We start from the raw sequence: 20,817 nt of genomic DNA on the forward strand, positions 1-20,817 counted from the left end.
CCCATCACCGCCACCACCGTCGCGCTTGCCGGCTGCACGCGCAGCCACGCGATCGGCACGCGCAGCGTCATGCCGGGGGGCAAGTGAAGCGGATCGGCCACCTTGTTGTACGCCTGCAGTTTCTGCCAGGGCACGTCGGGCTTCAGATAGCGGCTGGAAAGATCCCAGATGTTGTCCTGCGGCCGGACGCGGTAGGTCCAGTCGGCGGCGGAAAGCATCGGTGCGATCGAAACGAGCAAAAGCAGCGCGGCCAGTCGTGGCAGCAATCTGTTACGGGTGGGATACATCATTCCCCCTGGGAACCATCAAGACGCCCCCTGTTCGTCATGGGCCGGCAACGGCGTGCAACCTTGATCCAAAGGCTGTCGTCTTGCCGAATGGTGTGGGAATTGTGCGGGATGTGCGGGCGGGGTGCCAGTCGGCTGGGATGAAACACGTAGGTTGGGGTGCGAACCCCAACATTGCCATGCATGCGGGCATCACGATGTTGGGGTTCGCACCCCAACCTACGGGGTTGCGTGGAGTGCTCCGCCAGTCCTGGCATGGCGATGCCGGGCTTTCATCCCAGCCTACGTGGCCAGTCCTGAGAGTGCTGCGCGCAAACGTTCGAGATAACCCGGTAGCCGCCGCCATGCGTCTTCCCCCGAATCATCGCCAAGCGCAGCCATCAACTCGCGCCCGTCCACCATCACTGGCCCGTTCGTAAAAAGCTGCAACGCGCCCAGCATGCGATGCAGTGTGCGCTGGGCTTGCGCGCCATCGCCTTGCGCCAGGGCCTGTTCAAGCTTTGCCAGATCCGGGCCGCTGGTTTTCAACATCGCCTGCAGCATTTCCGCGCGCAGGTCTTCCATGCCCGGTTCGGCGAATACGTCGTCGAACAAGCCGGCTTCCGTTTTCGGCGCAGCGGTTACGCGCGGCGCCCAGGTGCGCAGCTTGTCTTCCAACGGGCGCAGTTGCACCGGCTTGCTGAGGTAGTCGTCCATGCCTGCTTCGAAGCAGCGTTCGATTTCGCCGTCGAGCGCGTTGGCGGTCATGGCGATCACCGGCAGGTGGGTGGCGTATTGCGTGGCCGATTCGTGCTGGCGCCACGCCGTCGCCAATTCGTAGCCGTTCATCAGCGGCATCTGGCAGTCGGTGAGCAGCATCGCGTAATCGCGTTGGCGCAAGGCGGCCAGCGCAGCCTGGCCGTCGCCGACCACGTCGCACTCCCAACCCAGCAGGCCGAGCTGGCGGCGGATCAGCGACTGGCTGATCGGATGATCTTCCGCCACCAGGATGCGGCCAGTGGCGGGCGGCGCATCGATCGGCGGCGCCATCACGGGCGTGGCCATCTCGCGCGAGGCCGGTGACGGCTTCAGCGTCTGCGCGCAAACCCGCGCCACCGCCTGCCATTTCAGCGGATTGGTGTTGAGCCACAGGCGCTCGTCGCGCGGACCGCTGACGCCGTTCGCGCTGGCGTCGACCAGGATCGGCTGCGCGGCAATCATCGCGGCGCTTTGCTGGTCGTGCTGATCCATAAACAGCAGGTTGGCGGCCACGCCACGACGCATCGGCTGCGTCGGCGGGATCTGCTCCACCGTCAAACCCAGGGTCGTGAGATGGGCGGCGAGGGCATTGGCGGTGTCGACCGACGCAAGCCGCACGATCGCATGGCGGCCGGCCAGTTCGGCAGGCCGCTCCACCTCGCGTTGCGCCACCGGCAAACGCAATTCCAGCGTCACCTTGGTGCCTTCGCCAAGGCGGCTGCTGAGTTCGATGCTGCCATCCATCAATTGCACCAGGTGCCGGCAGATCGCCAAGCCCAGGCCGGTGCCGCCATAGCGGCGCGTGGTCCAGGATTCCGCTTGCGAGAACGGGGTAAACAGGTTGGCTTGCTTGTCCGCGGCGATGCCGATGCCGGTATCGGTCACGCTGATGCGCACGCGCTGGGCATGGCCGTCGTCGCCGATCACGCGCAAACCCACGGCGACGCTGCCGCGCTCGGTGAACTTCACCGCGTTGTTCAGCAGGTTCATCAGCACCTGCCGGATGCGCACGCTATCGCCCAGCAGCTTGCCGGCCAGCGTGGCGTCGGCGCCAATGTCGATGGCCAGACCTTTCTTGTGCGCCGAGCCGGTCATCATGCCGGCCACGTTGTCGATCAACGTGCGCAGGTCGAACGGCGCGTCGTCCAGGCGCACGTTGCCGGCTTCCAGCTTGGAGAAATCCAGTACGTCGTTGAGCACCTGCAGCAGCACGCCGGCGGAGTCTTCCACCGCGTGCACCAGTTCGTGCTGTTCTTCGTTCAACGGCGTGCGGCCGAGCAGTTCGAGCATGCCGATCACGCCGTTCATCGGCGTGCGGATCTCGTGGCTCATGGTGGCAAGGAAGTCGGCCTTGGCCTTGGACGCGCGCTCGGCGGCGTCGCGCGCGGCGAGCAGGGTCTGGTTGTGCGCGTTGATGCTGGTGGTGTCGATGACGTAGCCGATCCATTCCACCTGGTGATCGGACAGCTGGCGCGTGCCCATCACCAGATGGATCCAACGCAGGCCCTCCGCGCCGTAAGCGCGAAAATCCAGCGTGACAGTGCCGCGATGGCGCGTTGCCCGCTGCAGCAGGCGGCGTACGGCAGGCGCATCTTCCGGGTGAATGCTGTCATGGAACGGCCAGTTGCGCAGCACGTCGTCCTGTTCCAGCAGGTCGGCGTGTTCCAGGCCGAACAGCGCATGCAGGTTGCCGGCGAGGAAGGCCAGCCGCTGCCGTCGATCGTCGCCGCGGCGCACGGCGAACACCACCACTGGAATGCGCTGAGTGATATCGCGCAGGCTCTGCTCGGTGGCGCGCGCGCTGCGTTCGATCTGCCGGTATTCGGTGATGTCCAGCAGCATGGCGATGGTGCCGTTTACGCTGCCGTCCGGCGCGTGCGTCGGCGCTTCCAGCAGCAGGCCGGTGCGCTGATGTCCGTCGCTGCCTACGTAGTCCAGTTCGCAGCGCTGCACCTTGTTCTCGCGCAACGTATCGATGCTCGATTGCTGCAGGCGTTGCGGTGCCGAGCTGCCATCCGCCAGCGGAACCCAGCGCTGCGCCGGCAATGCCAGGCTGCCGTGCCCCCGCATGCTGGCCGGTTCGATGCCAAGCCGCAGCTCGCACGCGCGGTTGAGCGCCAGGTAGCTGCCAGAGGCATCCTTGACCAGCACCGGAAACGGCACCGCATCCCACTGCGCCTGCATCGCCGCGCTTTGCTGGGCGAGTTTCCTTTCCGCCGCGGCCAGCTTTTCCCGCTGCAGGAACAGCATGCGCAACACCGCCAGCGCGAGCAGGGCGGTAAGACTGAGCAGGGCGGCAAGCACCACCACCGCCATGCCGATCGGGCCGGTATCGAACCAGCCGGCGGCCGCGTCGCTGAGAAGAAGGGCTAGGGTCACGGCGTCGTGCTGAGAAAGAAGGTTGTCCCTGTGTAGCCGCTTCCCCGGCGGCTGTAGGTGCATGATGCCATGTCGGCCGGGGAAGAGACTGCGCATTCTTCGGTAGAATCCTAGCCATGACGGCTGGACACGCCGTCGCTATGGGAATCCGAGCCTCCCCGCTATGCCCCCGATTGGCGAGATAACCCGGATCGTCATTGCCGACGATCACCCCGTCGTGATGCTTGGCATCCGTGCGCTGCTGAAAGAACACAGCGGCATGCAGGTGATTGGCGAAGCGAGCAACGGCCGCGAATTGATGGCCTTGCTGGCGAGCATGCCCTGCGACCTCTTGATCACCGATTTCTCGATGCCCTACGAGGATGGTTCCGGCGACGGTCTGCCTCTGCTCAAGCGTTTGCGCCGCGAGCATCCCAAACTGCCGATCATCGTGCTGACCATGGTGCACAACGCGGCCCTGACCCGCGGCATGCTCGCCGCCGACATGAACGGCCTGGTCGCCAAGGTGGCGATGACCAAAGAGCTGCAACTGGCGATCGGCGCGGTGATGAATGGGCGCACGTATATATGCGAGTCGATGCGCGAGCACGTCATCGACTGGTCGCCGGAAGGGCAGGAGCGTGCCGCCGATCCGGCGTCGCTCTCCCAGCGCGAGGCCGAAGTGGTACGCCTGTATGCGCAGGGGCTGTCGGTGACGCAGATTGCCGAGCAGCTGCACCGTAGCGTGAAGACCGTCAGCCAGCAGAAGAACGATGCGATGCGCAAGCTGGGAATTACCAGCAATACGCAGTTATTTGAGTATGCGCGCACTTACGGCCTGCTTTGACGCGTAGGTTGGGGTGCAAACCCCAACATCGCCATCCATATGGCGTCCGCACGTTGGGGTTCGCACCCCAACCTACGGCGATTCCATTTTAGGAATCGTCCGATACAGCCACCCCGCCCTCGAATCGCATCCTTGCCGCCCATAAAGCAACGCCATCGCCATGGCGTTCGTGATTTCCCGCGCGCCCACGGATGGACGTGTGTCGGCGAATTAACGCCGGCGGCAGGCATGCATTACCCCCTGTGAGTACTGCCTGCCGGGATCTTCTGTTCCAGCCACGGCTGCGAGGTAGCGACAATGTTGAAGGACATGCAAGGCGCCGCGCTCGATCGGCTGCAGTCGGTGATCCACGCGCATCCGCAGTGGCAGTGGGAGATCGACGAGCGCCACCGCTTCACCAGCGTGGCCGATGGCTTGCTCGACATGCTGGGCCGTCAGCGCGCGGACGTGCTCGGCGAACCGGTGAACGCCTTCATGGCGCCGACCGAGGCGGTGCGCGTGCGGCGCTTCTTTGCCTCGCGCCCCAAGGCCTTTTCCTGCGCCATCAGCCGTCACCTGCATGCGGACGGCAGCACCGTGGCGCTCGAATCCGATGCGATGGCGTTGGAAAACGAGGCGGGGGAATTCTCCGGCTATCGCGGCGTCGCGCACGGTGTGATGGATCTCGCCCACGCCGAAAACGTGTACCGCATGATGGCCATCTACGACACCGCGCCCAGCGCGCTGTGCCTGATCGGCCGCGATGGCCGCTACCTGGCCGCCAACACCGCGTATGCGGCCATCCACGGCGTGCGCGCGGAAACGCTGGTGGGCCGCAAGGTGGCCGAACTGTTGCCGGGCGCGGGGCAAGTCATCCGCCGCAGCCTCAAGCTGCTGGAAGCCGGGCAGGATGTACCCGCGCAGGAAATCGAACACCAGGACAAGCATTACCAGGTGCTGGCCAATCCTGTGCACAACCGCATGGGCCAGGTGATCGGCATCACCGCCGCGCTCACCGACATTACCGACCGCAAGCAGGCCGAGCAGAAGCTCGCCGATATCAACCGCCAGCTCGAATACTTCGCCAACAACGATCACCTGACCGGCCTGCCCAATCGCCGCCGCATCGACGAAGTGCTGGCGGACGAAGTGCAGCGCGCGATGCGCAGCGGCCATCCGTTGTCGGTGCTGATGATCGACGTGGATTACTTCAAGAAATACAACGATCACTACGGCCATCTGCGCGGCGACGATTGCCTGCGCATCGTTGCCGCGGAGCTGCGCAAATCGCTGCATCGCTATTGCGACGTGGTCGGCCGCTACGGCGGCGAGGAATTCATCGCCATCCTGCCCGACACCGATGCGATCGGCGCCTTGAAGGTTTCCGGCGCGATCTTGCATGCCATCAATGCGCTCAACCTGCCGCACGCGCAAAGCCGCTACGGCAAGCTCACGTTGAGCATTGGCGTAACCAGCCTGGAAAGCGTGCCGCACGGCCAGGGTGTGGAGGAAACCTGCGATGCGTTGCTGCACGCGGCTGATCGGGCGCTTTACACCGCCAAGCTGGCGGGGCGAAATACCGTCTACGGCATGTCCACCGCCGAGCTTGGCGGTGCGTGGAAGGGGCAGGATTGAGTAAGGATTTTCAGCCGCCGTAAAAACCCCCACCCGTCATTTCAGCGAAAGCTGGAATGACGGGCAAGCGTTTCCAGCGATCCCAAACGGTGCTGGCTTGGGTTGGCGGGTTAGAAAATAGGAAGGTAACCTTTGCAGTTACCCTTCCTATCCTCTAGACTGCGCGCCATGGCCACCCCAACCCCCGACATCGCCATGGCCACCGCCAGCGAGCTCCGCGTGCTGCTAGGCAAGCTGAAACGCCGCCTGCGCGAGGAATCCGGTTCGCACGGCCTCAGCTGGCCGCAGGTCTCGGTACTGGGCCATCTGGAACGCGACGGATCCAAAACCGTCACCGAGCTTGCTGAACTCGAAGGCGTGCGCCAGCAATCCATGGGCGCCACGGTGGCGTCGCTGGAAACGGCCGGCCTGCTGAAAGGCACGCCGCATCCCACCGACGGCCGCCGCACCATCCTTTCACTGACGCCGAAAGCGCGCGCCTGGGTCAAGGCCAGCCGCGCCGCGCGCGAAGACTGGCTGTTCCACACCATCCAGACACGGCTTTCGCCCACCGAGCAGAAAAAACTTGCCGGCGCTGTCGAGTTGCTGAAGCGACTCGTCGAGCCTTGATGATTCTTTTCGTCCGCGCCACGGTTACCTCATAAACGCATCACGGAGTTTCCTCATGCACTACGTGACTTATTTCTTCGGCGGCATGTTTCTTCTCAACGCTGTGCCGCATATCGTCAGCGGCACGATGGGTCGCGCTTTTCAAAGTCCGTTCGCCAGCCCACCGGGCCAGGGGCTTTCGTCCGCCACCGTCAACGTGTTGTGGGGTTTCTTGAACGCGGTGATCGGCTATCTCCTGATCTGCCGCGTGGGTGACTTCGACCCGCGCAACATTCCAGACATGACCGCGGCCAGCGTGGGTGCGCTGTTGCTCGCGTTGTTTCTTGCCCGCAGCTTCGGGCGCTTCAACGGCGGCAATCTATGAGCATGTTCCGCTCGCTGCGCGGCTACAACTACCGCGTGTGGGCGGGCGGCGCGTTGATATCCAACGTGGGTACGTGGATGCAGCGCATTGGCCAGGATTGGTTGGTGCTGACGCAACTCACGCACAGCAATGCCTCGGCCGTTGGCGTGGTGATGGCGCTGCAATTCGGGCCGCAGATTCTGCTATTGCCGTTGACGGGCTACGCGGCCGATCACATCAATCGGCGCAAGCTGTTGTGCGTCACCCAGGCATCGCTGGGCGTGCTGGCGCTCGGCCTTGGCCTGCTCACCATCATGGGCTTGATCCAGCTGTGGCAGGTGTATGCCTTTGCATTCGCGCTGGGCTGCGTCACGGCGTTCGATGCGCCGGCGCGGCAAACGTTCGTGTCGGAACTGGTGAGCGAGGAGGATCTTTCCAACGCAGTGGCGCTCAATTCCACCTCGTTCAACGCCGGACGCATGCTCGGTCCGGCTGTCGCAGGTTTGCTGATTGCCGCGGTGGGCACAGGCTGGGTGTTCGTGGTGAATGCCGCATCGTTCGTGGCGGTGTTGTGTTCGTTGTGCCTGTTGCGCCCCGAAGAGCTGCACGTAAAGACGAGCGCCCACCGCGCACGCGGACGTCTTACCGAAGGCTTCCGCTACGTGTGGCATCGGCCGGACCTGCGTGCGGTGCTGGTGATGCTGTTTCTGTTCGGCACGTTCGGACTCAACTTCGCGATCTTTATTTCCACCATGTCGGTAAAGGTGTTCCATGCGGGCGCCAGTCGTTATGGTCTGCTCACTTCCAGCATGGCGGTCGGCACGGTGATCGGCGCGTTGCTGGCGGCGCGGCGGGCAAGGCCGAGCGTGCCGCTGCTGATTGCGGCGGCGGGGTTATTCGGTACGGGGCTGGTGCTGGCCGCGTTGTCGTTCGACTTCTGGATGTTCGCGGCGATGCTGATGGCGATCGGCGTTTGCGCACAAACCTTCACCACCTCTACCAATAGCCTGGTGCAGCTTGCGACGGAGCCGGCGATGCGCGGTCGCGTGGTGGCGATCCTGCTTGCCATTGCGCTGGGTGGCACGCCGCTGGGTGCGCCGGTGGTTGGTTGGGTGGCAGATACGCTTGGGCCGCGCTGGTCGCTAGGTGTCGGTGCTGCGGCGGGATTTGGCGCGGGGTTGGTGGGGGTGCGCTATTTGGTGAAGCATCGTGCTTTGCGGGTGTGCGTGGAGGCAGGGCGGCTGCGTTTGAGCATGCGGCAATCGCTAGCTGACGTGCGCGAGAGCATCCATTCTGCCGAGGCGTAACTTCCTCCCCTACTACACGTAGGGGAGGGAGCGGATTTGCCGCAAGAAGAAGATTTACCGCCAGGTCACGGTCGTCTCGATGCGAATATCCTGCCGCGGCACCACGACCACGGCCGTCGCATCTTTCCCATCCCAGCGCCAATCCGTCACCGCCTTGCCATTCAGGCTGACCGACTGCGGCTTGCCCAGCGCATGAATCCGCACCTCATAAGCACGCTGCAACGGCTGCCCCTTGTACGCACCTTTCACCGCCGCCATCGTCAGCACATGCAAACCATCCGCTTTGCTGTCATAGCTCATCCGCGTCAACGCATAGCTGCCCTTCGCATCATCGAGCGACACGCCGTCGTCTTCGTACAGGTCGAACTGCCCACTGCCTGAGCCATACACATTGACGATCAACGTATCCAGCGCCTTGGCATCGGAATAATCGCTCGGTTCCTGCTCCGGAATGATCGACCCCTCGCGCACAAACACCGGCGTCTGGTCGACGTCGTAATGCGCGGTGAAGGACCTGCCGCCGTCGTAGTGCTTGCCATTGAAGAAATCGATCCACTGGCCGTCCGGCAAATACACCGTGCGAATACCGCTCGCATCCAGCACCGGCGCCACCAGCATTTCATCACCGAAAAAATACTCGTGCGAATGATGGTAAGCCTCTTCCGACTGCGGATATTGCAAATACAACGGGCGAAGCAATGGCAATGACAGCGTGTGCGCCTGCCACGCGTATGTATAGATGTAAGGAATCAGCTGCGTGCGCAGGGTGAAATATTTGCGCATCAACGCAATACCCTTGTCGCCGTACAGCCATGGCATGCGCACGTTGCCCTCGTGCGGATTCGCGTGCGCGCCATGCATGCGCAGAATCGGGCTGAAAGCACCGAACTCGATCCAGCGTGCGTAGAGATCAAAGTCGATCTTCGCGCCATGAAAACCGCCGATATCGTGGCTGATATACGGCACCAGCACATTGCCGCCGCGTGCGGTAAAGGCGACTTCATACGCCAGCACTGGCCATTGCGAATACGTGTCGCCGGTAAAAAAGCCGGGATAACGCTCGCTGCCCCAATCGCCATAGCGGCCGAGAATGAAAGCGCGCTGGCCAGTGAAATGCTGCGAGAAATCGTAGAACACCTTGTTGGTCCAGAACTGCGGATCGAGCCCCGGCATCGCCGTGGCGCCACCGCCGCCATCCACCCACCAGGAACTGACGCCGGCCTGCATCAGCGGCCCATGCAGATCACGCATGAACACGTCGGCTTGTTGTTTGTCGGAGAGATCGAACGCGATACGCGGCGGTGGCGCCACGTCCCTGATCGCCACGAGCCCGCGAAAAATACCACCACCTTGCTCGCCCGGCACCACGCGCAAGGCCATTGCATTGGCTTGCCCCGCGTGAACGTACGGCTTGATGTCGGCGTAGGTAAGCCGTCGCGGCCACTGCACGTGACTGTGTTCGACCTCCTTGCCGTTGACGAAGAGACGATACGTCTGCCCGACTTCGCCCAGATACAGATACAGGGCATTCGGCAGCTGTTCCGGCAGCGACACCGATGTGCGATACCACCCGATGCCCTGGTAATCCGGATAGCCCTGCCGGTTCCATGATTGACCGGTGCGAATGGGCTGCCACGCATGATCGTCGTAGCTGGCGGCAAACCAATGTTGATTGATACCTTGATCGTGCGCATCCGGCATGAATTTCCAGCCCGTGGAAACATCCAGATCGAACGCAGGCTTCGGTGGCAACGGCTGCTGCAGGTCCCTCAATACCTGCGCCGCGTGGCTGTCGTCATGCGAAAGAATGCTTTCCTGCGTACCCGCATAACCCGGATGATCATTGAGGCTGAGCTTGATCCCGCGCTGATGCAGCCATTGCAGGAATTGAGCGGGATGCGAAATCAGCGGACTCCAGTCGTAACCGCCTTGCCAGCCATAGTTGTGCCAGGCGAAATCCAGCACCAGCGTATCGAACGGAATGTGGTTCTCGCGCAGGCGTGTGAGTTCGTCTTCTAGATATTGCTGGTTGTAGCGTTCGAACGCCGGTGTATGTGCATCGGCCGTGTCCGGAAAATATTCGAAGTTGAAATCGGTGATCCAATTGCCCAGCACGTAGCGCGGAATCATCGGAACGCCGCCGCAAAGCTGCGCGTATGCCTGTAGCACGCGCTGGTATTGGCGGTTATAGGTGAACAGATACCAGTCCTGCCCATACGGCTTGGGGCGCGGCGTAATCCACGCCATTTTTTCGTCCCGCAACGGCGTCTGGCTGTCATCGATGAAGGCGTAGCCGCTGCGGCTGAGCAAGCCTGGCTTGGCCGGCAACAACGGAATGTCGATGCCGGGAATGATGTCGTTGACCGGACTCTGCGTGTCATCCTGGGTCAAGTTGCTGCCGCTGACGTGATCGAGCGAGTAGGCAAGGCCACCGAGATTGTGCGCATCCACTTGGCCGGGATGCCAGGTATGCGGCGCTCCATTTGGATTGGCCCAACTCACCTCAAGGTTGTCTGCTTTGAATGGCCCGGAGTTCAAGCGGTAACGCAAGGTGACGCTGCGAGTACGCACCACCAGCCAGCCGTTTTCCTTGGCAGATTCAGCACTGACGGGCGACCAATCGCGCTTCTGCACGACTGCGGTTGGTACGTCGACGAAATGGCCGCTTGGCGCGTATTCCATGCGCAACAATGAAGGCGTGAGAAATTCGAAGCGCGCGTTGCCCGCGACGATCGTGGTAGTGCCCTGCGTCCGTGCATGAGACACCAGCGGCGTCGATACGAATCCAATCAGCGCGATCAGAAGCATGCGGCGGAACACATTCATGCGAGTGTCTCTTAGCAAAAGACCTCACATTTATACTCGCCTTAAAGCGCGCCACGTAGGCTGGGATGAAATCCCAGCATTCGCCATGCACATCCATGCTGGGATTTCATCCCAGCCTACTCACTGCAAAAGAACGGAGGCCACGCACGGCCTCCGTTCACAACGTGCCTGCGTTACGCGCTTATTGCCCGTACTGCGACATAAAGCCCGAACCCACCGGACTGCCCCAGCCCGTCACCAGGTCATAGCCCTTCACCGCCGAATAGCTGCCGGACTTGCCGCTGGTAATGTCATGGAACGTCGCTGCGTAGATGCTGCTGCTGTTGATGTTGTTGCTGTAGAGGGTGGGCAGGAAGAAGCCCAGGTTCGACGCACTGTGGCTGGCCAAAGACTGGTCGACCAAGGCGACGAAGCCCGCCCACATCGGCGCCGCGAAACTGGTGCCGCCGTACTCGTTATAGGTACAACTGCCATTGCCGCACGCCATGAAGGTGAAGTTGGCGTTGGCCGAGAGATCCGGTCCGTTGCGGTAGGTCTTCGAACCCTTGTTGCTGGTATTGATCGCGCCGGTCTGCCAGGACGGAATCGCGATCTTGTCCGGCGAAATACCGCCTCCGCTGTCCACCCATGCGGTCTCCGATGCCCATGGGCCCGCTGCGCCGCTGGTGGTCAGGTCGGTGCCGCCGACGCCGATCACATACGCCGCATCCGCCGGCCATGCTTCGTTGCGCGTCGACCAGGTCGAGCTGTCACCCGATGCGGCGAAGAAGCTCTGGCCTTGCGCCGCCATCTTTTGCCAATACGGATTGAGCGTGGAGGGATCGGCCGGCGTCCAACCCCACGAGCAACCGATGGTGGCCGGCGGTGCATAGCCGCCCGTCGACACGGTCATCGCGCTGATGATCGCGGTATCGGTGGAACCGACATACATCAGCACATTGCTCAGGCCCGGGGCCATGCCTTGCGCTTGTGTCACGTCGAGCGTCTGCTCGATGTCGGAGCAACTGCCGGTGCAGCCGGTCGAAGTGCCGTCGGTGGAAAGCACGCGCAGGTTATTGGGATTGGTTTGCTTGGCCGTCGAGTAATACAGCGCCACGTCGGACGTGTTGATGCCGTAGAACTCCCACAGGCCCACGCTCTCGCCGGTGCCGGTAAGCGTGCCGCCGTGATAGTAGGCCGCGCGCATGTCGCTGCCGAGGAACGAGGCACTGGGACCCGAACCCGTGGTGGCATGGCTCACGACCGCATCCGGACTGATGCCGTGCGCGGCCGCGTAGTCACTCTTCTTGACGTACAACGGATGCGGCTGCGAGAAATTATCCAGGCCCGAAACGTGCCACAGCGGAATGGCCAGTGACGTGGTGGGCTCGCGGTCCGGGCTGTAGAACGTGCGGTTTTCGGTGGGATGCCGATACGTGCGCATCTTCACGTTGAACGCCGATTCCACCGCCGATACCGGACCGATCACCTGGATATCCATGCGATCGCGGCTGCCGCCCGCCACCACCAGGCCATGCTGCTGCAGGTATTGCACGACAGTGTCGTAATCGTTTTGCGTCGGACCAAAGCGCGCCGTGAATTGCGCCGGCGTAACGTAGTTGTGGTAGTTCAGGCTGGTCGGATCGGTGACTTGCGCCACGAAATTATCCAGGCCTGCCTGGTCACGCACCGGCAACACCACATCGAGACTCATAAGCTTGCTGGAAGGCAAGCTGCTCACGAGCTGCGCCGTATTGCTGCTTACCGCGTTGCGCACATGATGCGTGTAGAACTGGCCGGCATTCGCCGCCGCACTCGCACCGAATGCCATCGCAATGGCCAGTGACAAAGCACAGGTCTTGCGCGTTGAAAGAAATCCCTTTGTCTTGCGTGTTCCGATCGAATCTTGTCTGGTCATGGAGCTACTCCCTAGTAGTTAAGTAGTCAGTGACATCGAAAGAAAGAATCGAGGAAAACTAGAAGACGTACGGTTCCCTGTACTCCCCTCCCCAGGGGTGCCGAATGGCCGGCGGAGGTTAGGTTGGAATTCGTCGTTTTCGAGTGAATGGAGCGGCGTTCTTTACGCTTCGCTACCTACAGCGAGTGCACCTGACGCGGATTTGTGTCGTGGATCACATAGTGCGTAGCAGCACCACACCCATATACGTATGCAGGCTCTTGCGAATGCGGACGTGGGATGGCGCAAGATCCTGCAGGTGGCCTCGAATCGGGTTTACGAAAAGCGGCGAAGCAACGCCATGCCGGGCGCGCACGCCGCTTCCAGGCGATCGCGTTCGTCGGGGGATAAATTCAGCCATTTGATCGGGTTCTTGCGCACCTGGCCGGCTGCTTGCGCGAGCCACGCAGGATCATCCAGCTTGGGATCCATGAAGCGAACAATGCGCTGCAGTTCGTCACGAGGTGCGTCAAGGATCGATTCGTAGCGTACGTGGAGAACCCGCTCGGCAGGTAATGTTTCCAGCATGCCCAAACCGACAGCGATCATCTCCGACCAGGCCACTCCAATGGGTTCAAGCGGCAGCTCGAACTGCTGGAACGCATCGACGTCAAAACTTTCCGGCAACAGCCCACGCCATGCGGCCGGCAAGTCTTCGGGTGCTTGGTATGTCGGCGCGAGATAGGGTGCCGTGCCGAACCGCCGCTTGAACATGGCACTGATCAGGCCCATCCGCATCAGCGGAAAACGGCTGGCTGAAAGCGCAAACTCGCGACCATCGCGAAAGACGTGGATGAACTTCGCATCCGGAAAGAAATGCGACAAGGGCTGAACCAGACCGAGCGAAGCACCCGAGCGTTCGCACCAGAATCGGCGGCCAAGGCGTGCACACAGCCACTGGAACACACGAAGGTATTGCTGATGTATACGCGCTTCAGGCAGTGACTGCACGAAGATACCCAATGCTTCATGCAATCCGTCTGGGTCGTCGCCAAGCAACGGTAGCGTCATCGCCAACAGCGGCGGAATGCCCGTCTCGCGAAAGCGCAAGGCGGATGCTACAGGGTAGCGAAATTCGTCGATGACCAAGCCGCGCTCCATCAGACGGAGCCAGGCCGTATGACGCGGACGCGGTTCGCTCAGCACGGACCAGAAACCCGGCCCGTCGATGGGATCCTGCCGGAAGCCATGCGGATGCAATGCATTGAACAACTCGGACAGGCTAAGGATATCCGGATGCAAGGAAAGCAGATCCGACAACATCGTCGATCCGGAGCGCCCGGTGCTGACGATGAACAGCGGCGTTTGCGGCAACACTGTCATGGCTGGACGATCGCCGTAGGTTGGGTCAGCGCAGCGTAACCCAACGCATTGGGCGTAGCATCGGTGGATTGTGTTGCATCAATCCCATCCACGTGGCGGTGCCGGGATTGTCATCCCAGCCTGCAGGTCAAGGAATCTACGAATGGCAAGCGAAGACAATACCAAGATCGTTTACAGGCGCACGCCGGAATCGGCAGCCATGGTGGCAAACGTCAAACGCGCCATGGCGATCACCGCCACACTCAATCGTTTGACGTTCAACGACGCTGACGAAGTCCGCACCCTCTTCAGCGAACTTATCGGCAAAAAGGTAGATGAGAGTTTTTCACTGATCCCTCCGTTCTATGCGACGGGCGGTGGTGAAACCCGCGTGGGTCGCAATGTCTTCATCAACCAGAACTGCACGTTCTATGACCTTGGCGGTCTCGATATCGGCGACGACGTGATGATCGGGCCGAACGTAAGCCTCATCACGACGGGTCATCCGCTTGAACCCTCGCAGCGTCGAGCCGTCACCATCGGCAAGCCGATCGTGATCGAGCGCAACGTCTGGATTGCGGCTGGTGCAACGATTATCGGCGGGGTGACGGTGGGCGAAAACTCGGTGGTGGCTGCAGGTTCGGTGGTTACCAAAGATGTTCCGCCAAATACGCTGGTTGGCGGGAATCCGGCGCGAGTCATTCGTTCCATTGGTGAATGAGAAGGCGTCTGTTGTGTGTCTGAATCTATTGGAAGTCTGTCATGGGGCTAGCGGGTCTCCGGTTGAAACGAAAGGATTGGCCGCATCCGCTTGACGTGTAACGATCGTTACATGTAACGTCCGTTACATGCAGACACGCAAAGAAGAACTCACTTCCGCGCTTATCGACTACCTGCTCACGCATGGCCTGTCGGAGCTGTCGCTGCGGCCATTGGCTGCCGAACTGGGTACCAGCGCGCGCCTACTGATCTACCACTTCGATTCCAAGGAAGGCCTGCTGGCCGCGGCGATGGATGCCATGCACGCGCATCTGCGCCATTCATTGCAGGCGCTGGCGGATGCCCAGGCGCCGAAGGGCATCAAGCCTCTGCGCCGGTTCTGGGATTGGGCGACCGCTGCGGAAAACCTGCCGTACATGAAGCTGCTTTACGAGCTGCAGATGCTGGCGGCGCGCCATCCGGAAACCTACGGGCCGTTCCTGCAGCACAGCGCAACCGGCTGGCTTGAACTGGTCAAACGCATCATGCCGGATGACGAGCGCGATGCGGCCATGGCCAGTCTGCCGATCGCCGTGTTCGATGGATTGTTTCTGGAATTGATGAGCACCGGCGATCGTCGGCGCACCACGCGCGCGCTCGACCGCTTTATCGAATTGGTGGAGCAGGCGCGCCTTCACCGTACGGAAACGGTGCGCAAGCCGCGCAAGGTATCCACGCGTAAACGGGGAACATGAGATGGTCGCATCGACGGCGGATGTATCTGCACGCGGCAGGTCTACCGCGCGGATCGTGGGTGGACTGTTACTGGCGCTGGGAGGTATCAGCCTGCCATTTGGCGCGTGGCTCGACGCCTTTGCGGGGCCCGGCCATCTGATCGTCGATGAGCTGATCTACTGGGGACTGGTTGCCGCGCTGCTCCTTTACGTCGTGAAGGTGGAGCAGCGTCCGTTGGCGTCGGTCGGGTTCAGGCGGCCAGGCTGGAAGGAATGGCCGCTGGCGCTGCTGACGGGTGTGCTGATCATCGCGTGTCTCGCATTGATCTATGAGGTGATATTCCCGGCGCTGCATTGGAGCGAAAGCCAGCCATTGGCGCAGGTATTGAAAATCCCGTTTTGGCTGAATTGCCTGATCGTAGTGCGCGCAGCGGTATCGGAAGAATTGCTGTTTCGCGGTTACGCGGTCGAACGATTGCAGGAGCTGACCGGCAGCCGTTTCGTCGCCGGCGCGCTTAGCTGCACCGTCTTCGCGCTGGATCACGTCAGTTACTGGGGCTGGTCCCACGTGCTGGTAGCCGGCGTCGCCGGGGCCATCCTTACGGTGTTCTATCTATGGCGGCGCAATGTGTGGGCGAGCATGCTGGCGCATTTCATCGTCGACGCCACGCTTCTTCTGGGGTGAGCGGTTCAATCAGTTCGCAGCATCGTCAATGCGCTTGCGGATGATCGGCCGGCACCACCGCCATGACACGCACCGGAAAACCATCGCCGTCTTTGACCTTCGGCCACATCGCAATAAGTACCGCGCCGGTCGAAGGCACTTGATCGAGATGAGCCATGGCTTCGATCTGGTAGTGGCCGTGCTGTAGTAGCCAGGTTTCCGAATCCATCTTGGGTGTGGTGTCGGTGTCGAGCGATTCGTGGCCGATCGCCACCACGCCGCGTTGTTCGATCAGGAATTGCACCGCCGCCAGCGACCAGGCGGGGAAGGGCGAGCGCTTGAATCGTGTCGGGTTGGTGTCCCAATCCTTGGACATATCGGTGCGCAGCGCGGCAAACGATCCGGCGGGAACGCGGCCATGTCGTCTTTCCCAAGCGAGGATGTCGTTGACGCTCAAGGCGTGATCAGGGTCTTTTTGCAGCAAACCGGTGATGTCGAAAACCACCAAGGGCAAGATCATCTTGTTCAAGGGAATGGCGTCGACCGTGGCGCCATGGGCATCGAAGTGCGCCGGCGGATCAATGTGCGTTCCGTATTGGCCCACCATCGAGAAGTAGTTTGCCCGGAAGCCGTCTTTGTCGATGGTGTAGGGCTGGCCGGTCTTTGGATCTTTAGCGGGCGTGATGACGGCTTGGCCAAAGCCGCTCCAGACGGGTGTGCTTGCGCTGAAGGCATGCGTCAGGTCGACGAGCTTGCTGGCGTGGACGATGGCGAGCAGTTCGCTGGCCTGGCTGTCGTGGATGTTGCCTGCTTTTTCCTGGGCCAGTGCGCCCATGCTTATCAAGGAAAACGCGATGGCGGCAAATAGGCGATGGATCACGCTCGGACCTCCGTAGGGGCATTGCCACTTGTAGTGGATGCGCGGCACGGAGGCAATGCACGTACCGCGGCATGTAGGCTGGGATGAAATCCCGGCATTCCCCGGTGCAAGAAAGCTGGGATTTCATCCCAGCCTACAAAAAAGCTGTGGCATCAAAAGCGCTATGCGCTTTTCCCTGTCGTGCGCCGTGTCGCAGGAGCGGGATACGATCGCGGCGTCAAGCGGGCGGTCGAATACCGCTATCCTGACGGATGTCTTAAGGCCCATCATTCACTTTTTCGTGCGGGCGTTGGCTGCGATGTTGACCTCGCCTTGACGGACCGGGCCACGCGATAGCGCGGTTCAAACCACTCTTACGCCGCGAAGATTGGCTTGCGCATTGAGCCAGAACGCATCGTTCTCAAAGCGCCGGAACACATCCGGCGGCAGCACGGTTGCGCGTTGCCGCTCGTCGACTTTCCTGCGAATCGCGTGCAGGCCCGGCGTGCCGGCGCGCAGGTCGAATGCGTCGGCGTCGAAATGCACGTTGTCGAAATCATGCTGGAACATCGGTTGCCCGATGAAGTCGTAAATCGCCGCCAGCGCCTTGGCGGGCTCGCGCACCAGCGTCTCGTACTGCAGCAGCATCAGATGTTGTGCGTGTTCGCCGTAGAACGCTTCCTTCAAGGCGTTATAGGCATAACCCACCAGGCCTTCGCCGTTGGCGACGCCTTCGGCGCGGCTATAAACGGTGCCGCCGGGTTGAAAATTGAAGATGGAGGAAGGCTGCAAGGCGTTGTCGCGGATCACGCGTTCCAGACTGTCGATGACCCATGACATATGGCGCACGCACGCAATCATTTTCACGTTGGGAAAAAGCTCGCACAGCATCGGCAACTTCGCACACCACATGCGATTGGTGTCGAAGATGACCTCGGCCTTGAATTCCTCGCCGTAGTAGTTTTCGAACAGGCCGCGCAGCACGCGCCGGCGCTGTTCGTGCGTGATGAACAGCGAAAACTCGTTGCGATCGCTCATTTCGCCCAGCATCACATTCGCCATGCCGGCGAGCGGGCCGCTCATGTTCGCGTGAAAGCGGGGATTCTGGCGCAGCAGTGCGGCCAACAGCGTGGAACCGGATCGCGGCAAGCCTGAAATGAAATGTATGGCGCGCACGGCTTAAGTCCCCTGGCTTCGGATCGTGGCGCCCACCTTAGTTCGTCGACGGGTGGTTCGGCAAAGCATCAGGGCACTTCTATAAATAGCTCTCAAGCGAAGCGGCATCTCGACCATTGCGACAAATGGTTCCCTCCCCTGCTTGCAGAGCCTGTCCCGGACTTGATCCGGGGGGAGGGTTAGGGTGGGGTGCGAGCGCAGCGAGCGGCGGGAACCGAACATCACCGTAAACCCATTTTTCTCGGGAAATTCAGTTGTACGCTAAAGCCCAAGCAACCCCACCCCAGCCCTCCCCTACTGTCGCAGGGGAGGGAGCGCATCGCGGCAAGCATCAGCCGTATCGCCTCATGTCGCGTAGCGAGCCATTTATAGAAGTGCCCATCAGTCGTCGAGCAACACCACGCAATCGATGCCCGCCCTGGTCATTTTTGCGTAGGGGCAGATGCGTTCGGTATGGCGCACCAGCTCCTCGGCGGTGGACCGCTCGAGGCCCGGCAGGCGGATGCGGATCTCGGCGGTAAGCGTGAACAGGCCATCGACCGGATCGCGGCCGAAGGTGACCGACGCCGCGACTTCGGCGTCTGGAATGGCAATGTTCGCGCGGGTGGCGAGCAGGCTGAGTGCGCCGTGGAAACAGGCGGCGTAGCCGGCGGCGAACAATTGTTCGGGATTGGTGCCGCCGCCGGGTCCGCCCAATGGCTCCGGCATCCGCAGTTGCACCTGCAGGGCGCCATCGTCGGAGCGTGCGACGCCGGAGGCGCGAGCGTGCCTGGCCACACCGCCGCTGACGCGCACGGTGGCCGTATAGAGCGGAAGAAAATCCATGCCGATGTGCTTGTCGAGCAGGGAGGTATGCGGTGGACGCAGATCGGTCATGACGATGCGGCAGCGCGAGGCCTCAGGCCTGCGACGAGGATGTTCATGGGCGACCTCCGTTTCAGGTTGGCGCTGCAGACATGTGACGACGGCATGCTAGGCATGCCCATGCGGCCACCGGTAGCGCCGCCGACGGGCTCACGGTGTTGCCGGCAACGCACCAATCGCCGTTGCGCAGCGCGTTGCGGATAGCTCGCTCGCCTTGCTTGCGGGCACGGATGACACCGAGGCCAATCCGGTCGCGCATGTCAGGTCCAGCGCGCGGATGCCGGCGGTCATGAAGTCGATGAACACGCGTATGCGCGCGGGCAGTTGCTGGCGGCTCAGGTAGCAGAGGTAATGCCCGCGGTCGTCCGGTTCGTAGGGCGCCAGGCACGCCACCAGCCGGCCGGCGCGCAGGTGTTCGCTGATCTGGTAACCGGCCAGCTGCGCGATGCCTTGTCCATCGAGCACGGCCTGCAGCACCAGATCTTCGTCGTTGAACGTGCAGCTGGACGATGGCAGAAATTTCTGCACGCGACCGCCAACCTTGAATTCCCACTCGAAGATCCTGCCCGATACCGTGCGGAAATTGATGCAGCTGTGCCCGGCCAGATCTTCCACGTGGCGCGGCAGGCCATGCGCGCGTTGATAGGCCGGCGAGGCGCACACCAGCATCGGCATCGGGATCAATTGCTTGGCGATAACCTGGCTGTCGTCCATGCGTCCGTTGCGGAACGCCACGTCCACCCGATCCACGCTGAAATCGGTCAGGCGATCGTCCAGCAGCAGATCGACGGCAATGTGCGGATAGCGCGCGCGAAATGCATGGAGCAGCGGCGCCACGATGCGCCGTCCGAAGCCCACCGTGGTGCTGATCCGCAACTGCCCGCGCGGCGGGCCCTCGCGCAGGTCGCGCATGTCTTCCAGCGCCTGCACGATGCGCTCCACGCCCGGATGGCAGTTTTGATAGAACAACTCGCCTTCGCGCGTCAGCGTGGTGCTGCGCGTGGTGCGCAGGAAAAGCCGCGCGCCCAGCTGCGCTTCGAGCTTCTGCACGCTGCGGCTGACGGCCGAGCGGCCGATGCCGAGGCGATCGCCTGCGCGGGCGAAACTGCCTTCCGTCGCCACCGCGATAAACGCCACCACGCCGGCGTAGCTCGCCGAGAAGCTGGAGGCGAGCGCGTCGCTGTTCGCACAATGGGGTCGATCGAACGAGTCGAGGGTCATGGTCGTGTCCAGTCAGGGCGTTGCGCGGGTCATCACGCATCGCACCGGCATTGGCCGGCTTATGTGACAGACGTTTCGGTGGCCGCATCCGTGACAGCGCCGGCCCCATTGTTTCCTGCGGGACAACACCAAGAGCCCGTCGCCGGACCTACCGGGTCGATCACGTCAAATCTACGCTGGGCGCCGTTACGCCCTCGTACGCGAGCGGGCATCCCGCCGACCGGCCGCGAAATGGCCATCCACTGAGGATTTGCACCATGGCACAGCGCATCGACTACCAAAAACAATCGCCCGAGCTCTTCAACAAGCTGGTCGCCTTGAACATGCAGATCGGCCACTCCAGTCTCGAAGAAACCATCAACTACCTCGTCGAGATCCGCGCCTCGCAAATCAACGGCTGCAGCTTTTGCCTGGATATGCATATCAAGCAGGC

General features: G+C 62.0%; 18 protein-coding genes. 9 read left to right on the forward strand and 9 right to left on the reverse strand.

The features are described 5' to 3' along the window. The coding region (locus tag VJR68_RS10500; protein ID WP_324147629.1) for a LysM peptidoglycan-binding domain-containing protein at nt 1–287 on the reverse strand (287 nt) is incomplete at its 3' end. 282 nt (nt 288–569) lie between these two features. Then, nucleotides 570–3,404, reverse strand: a complete 2,835-nt coding sequence (locus VJR68_RS10505) for an ATP-binding protein (RefSeq protein ID WP_324147630.1) — start codon at nt 3,402–3,404, stop codon at nt 570–572. Between the two features lie 163 nt (nt 3,405–3,567). Here VJR68_RS10505 and VJR68_RS10510 point away from each other — a divergent pair, with 163 nt between their 5' ends. The 5 genes from VJR68_RS10510 (at nt 3,568) to VJR68_RS10530 (ending at nt 8,103) form a co-directional block, all read left to right on the forward strand. Then, complete coding sequence (locus VJR68_RS10510) at nt 3,568–4,230, forward strand: response regulator transcription factor (protein WP_324147631.1); 663 nt, start codon at nt 3,568–3,570, stop codon at nt 4,228–4,230. A 297-nt stretch (nt 4,231–4,527) separates the two neighbouring features. Further along, the gene (locus VJR68_RS10515; protein ID WP_324147632.1) at nt 4,528–5,844 is read left to right on the forward strand and encodes a diguanylate cyclase; all 1,317 of its coding nucleotides are present in this window, start codon (nt 4,528–4,530) and stop codon (nt 5,842–5,844) included. A gap of 168 nt (nt 5,845–6,012) precedes the next feature. Next, entirely contained in the window at nt 6,013–6,453 is a 441-nt protein-coding gene (locus VJR68_RS10520; protein WP_324147633.1) for a MarR family winged helix-turn-helix transcriptional regulator, read from the forward strand. Between the two features lie 55 nt (nt 6,454–6,508). Then, a complete protein-coding gene (locus VJR68_RS10525; protein WP_324147634.1) occupies nt 6,509–6,817 on the forward strand; it encodes a hypothetical protein in 309 nt (102 codons plus the stop codon). Beyond that, nucleotides 6,814–8,103, forward strand: a complete 1,290-nt coding sequence (locus tag VJR68_RS10530; RefSeq protein WP_324147635.1) for an MFS transporter — start codon at nt 6,814–6,816, stop codon at nt 8,101–8,103. Before VJR68_RS10525 ends, VJR68_RS10530 begins: the two co-directional genes overlap by 4 nt. A 54-nt stretch (nt 8,104–8,157) precedes the next feature. Here VJR68_RS10530 and VJR68_RS10535 read toward each other — a convergent pair whose 3' ends face one another. From VJR68_RS10535 to VJR68_RS10545, 3 genes are all read right to left on the reverse strand, one after another. After that, the gene (locus VJR68_RS10535; protein WP_324147636.1) at nt 8,158–10,929 is read right to left on the reverse strand and encodes a TIM-barrel domain-containing protein; all 2,772 of its coding nucleotides are present in this window, start codon (nt 10,927–10,929) and stop codon (nt 8,158–8,160) included. Nucleotides 10,930–11,110: 181 nt separating this feature from the next. Continuing rightward, on the reverse strand, nt 11,111–12,826 hold the full coding sequence (locus VJR68_RS10540) for a S53 family peptidase (protein ID WP_324147637.1): 1,716 nt from the start codon (nt 12,824–12,826) through the stop codon (nt 11,111–11,113). 315 nt (nt 12,827–13,141) lie between these two features. Beyond that, nucleotides 13,142–14,188 (reverse strand): sulfotransferase family protein, encoded by a 1,047-nt coding sequence (locus VJR68_RS10545; RefSeq protein WP_324147638.1) that lies wholly within the window; start codon nt 14,186–14,188, stop codon nt 13,142–13,144. Nucleotides 14,189–14,330: 142 nt separating this feature from the next. On the opposite strand from VJR68_RS10545, the gene VJR68_RS10550 reads away from it, so the two are divergent. The 3 genes from VJR68_RS10550 to VJR68_RS10560 all read left to right on the forward strand — a co-directional run bounded on the left by VJR68_RS10550 (nt 14,331) and on the right by VJR68_RS10560 (nt 16,285). Continuing rightward, nucleotides 14,331–14,888, forward strand: coding sequence for a sugar O-acetyltransferase (locus VJR68_RS10550; RefSeq protein ID WP_324147639.1), 558 nt, complete (start codon nt 14,331–14,333; stop codon nt 14,886–14,888). Nucleotides 14,889–15,015: 127 nt separating this feature from the next. Next, the gene (locus tag VJR68_RS10555; RefSeq protein ID WP_324147640.1) at nt 15,016–15,621 is read left to right on the forward strand and encodes a TetR/AcrR family transcriptional regulator; all 606 of its coding nucleotides are present in this window, start codon (nt 15,016–15,018) and stop codon (nt 15,619–15,621) included. Nucleotide 15,622: 1 nt separating this feature from the next. Further along, entirely contained in the window at nt 15,623–16,285 is a 663-nt protein-coding gene (locus tag VJR68_RS10560) for a CPBP family intramembrane glutamic endopeptidase (RefSeq protein ID WP_324147641.1), read from the forward strand. 25 nt (nt 16,286–16,310) lie between these two features. Here VJR68_RS10560 and VJR68_RS10565 read toward each other — a convergent pair whose 3' ends face one another. The 4 genes from VJR68_RS10565 to VJR68_RS10580 form a co-directional block, all read right to left on the reverse strand. Next, on the reverse strand, nt 16,311–17,144 hold the full coding sequence (locus VJR68_RS10565) for a cyclase family protein (RefSeq protein ID WP_324147642.1): 834 nt from the start codon (nt 17,142–17,144) through the stop codon (nt 16,311–16,313). A gap of 342 nt (nt 17,145–17,486) precedes the next feature. After that, the gene (locus tag VJR68_RS10570) at nt 17,487–18,299 is read right to left on the reverse strand and encodes a sulfotransferase (protein ID WP_324147643.1); all 813 of its coding nucleotides are present in this window, start codon (nt 18,297–18,299) and stop codon (nt 17,487–17,489) included. Between the two features lie 381 nt (nt 18,300–18,680). Continuing rightward, nucleotides 18,681–19,175 carry an Ohr family peroxiredoxin gene (locus tag VJR68_RS10575; RefSeq protein WP_324147644.1) on the reverse strand — a complete coding sequence of 165 codons (495 nt, stop codon included), beginning with the start codon at nt 19,173–19,175 and terminating at the stop codon, nt 18,681–18,683. Between the two features lie 138 nt (nt 19,176–19,313). Beyond that, nucleotides 19,314–20,384 carry a LysR family transcriptional regulator gene (locus VJR68_RS10580; RefSeq protein ID WP_324147645.1) on the reverse strand — a complete coding sequence of 357 codons (1,071 nt, stop codon included), beginning with the start codon at nt 20,382–20,384 and terminating at the stop codon, nt 19,314–19,316. Between the two features lie 257 nt (nt 20,385–20,641). Between VJR68_RS10580 and VJR68_RS10585 the strand changes: the two genes are divergently transcribed. Beyond that, nucleotides 20,642–20,817: carboxymuconolactone decarboxylase family protein (locus VJR68_RS10585; protein WP_324147646.1), on the forward strand; the 176-nt coding region annotated here is incomplete at its 3' end.

Source organism: Dyella sp. (assembly GCF_035277725.1).
Lineage (GTDB): Bacteria > Pseudomonadota > Gammaproteobacteria > Xanthomonadales > Rhodanobacteraceae > Dyella_B.

Excerpts from the sequence above, each read along its gene's own strand:
- VJR68_RS10575 (WP_324147644.1), bottom strand. The coding sequence starts at position 19,175 with ATGACCGATCTGCGTCCACCGCATACCTCCCTGCTCGACAAGCACATC.
- VJR68_RS10550 (WP_324147639.1), top strand. The coding sequence starts at position 14,331 with ATGGCAAGCGAAGACAATACCAAGATCGTTTACAGGCGCACGCCGGAA.
- VJR68_RS10520 (WP_324147633.1), top strand. The coding sequence starts at position 6,013 with ATGGCCACCCCAACCCCCGACATCGCCATGGCCACCGCCAGCGAGCTC.
- VJR68_RS10510 (WP_324147631.1), top strand. The coding sequence starts at position 3,568 with ATGCCCCCGATTGGCGAGATAACCCGGATCGTCATTGCCGACGATCAC.
- VJR68_RS10580 (WP_324147645.1), bottom strand. The coding sequence starts at position 20,384 with ATGACCCTCGACTCGTTCGATCGACCCCATTGTGCGAACAGCGACGCG.
- VJR68_RS10535 (WP_324147636.1), bottom strand. The coding sequence starts at position 10,929 with ATGAATGTGTTCCGCCGCATGCTTCTGATCGCGCTGATTGGATTCGTA.
- VJR68_RS10515 (WP_324147632.1), top strand. The coding sequence starts at position 4,528 with ATGTTGAAGGACATGCAAGGCGCCGCGCTCGATCGGCTGCAGTCGGTG.
- VJR68_RS10545 (WP_324147638.1), bottom strand. The coding sequence starts at position 14,188 with ATGACAGTGTTGCCGCAAACGCCGCTGTTCATCGTCAGCACCGGGCGC.
- VJR68_RS10560 (WP_324147641.1), top strand. The coding sequence starts at position 15,623 with ATGGTCGCATCGACGGCGGATGTATCTGCACGCGGCAGGTCTACCGCG.
- VJR68_RS10555 (WP_324147640.1), top strand. The coding sequence starts at position 15,016 with ATGCAGACACGCAAAGAAGAACTCACTTCCGCGCTTATCGACTACCTG.
- VJR68_RS10540 (WP_324147637.1), bottom strand. The coding sequence starts at position 12,826 with ATGACCAGACAAGATTCGATCGGAACACGCAAGACAAAGGGATTTCTT.
- VJR68_RS10525 (WP_324147634.1), top strand. The coding sequence starts at position 6,509 with ATGCACTACGTGACTTATTTCTTCGGCGGCATGTTTCTTCTCAACGCT.
- VJR68_RS10530 (WP_324147635.1), top strand. The coding sequence starts at position 6,814 with ATGAGCATGTTCCGCTCGCTGCGCGGCTACAACTACCGCGTGTGGGCG.